1 pseudogene is annotated in these 286 nt (G+C 66.4%); it reads left to right on the forward strand.

The window, feature by feature from the left end:
• Positions 1-286: pseudogene (locus ADK57_RS18770) on the forward strand (sugar ABC transporter ATP-binding protein); the annotation flags it as partial.

Below are 286 nucleotides of genomic sequence, written 5' to 3' on the forward strand. Positions count from 1 at the left end.
CAAGATCGTCTCCGGGCTGCACCAGCACACCGAGGGCGACTTCCTCGTCGACGGCACCCCGGTGCGCTTCTCCACCCCGCGCGAAGCCCTCGACAAGGGCATCGCCACCGTCTACCAGGACCTCGCCACCGTCCCGCTGATGCCGGTGTGGCGCAACTTCTTCCTCGGCTCCGAGATGACCAAGGGTCCCTGGCCCGTCCGCCGCCTCGACATCGAGACGATGAAGAAGACCGCGGACGAGGAACTGCGCAACATGGGCATCATCCTCGACGACCTCGAACAGCCC

This window comes from Streptomyces sp. MMG1533 (assembly GCF_001279775.1).
GTDB lineage: Bacteria > Actinomycetota > Actinomycetes > Streptomycetales > Streptomycetaceae > Streptomyces.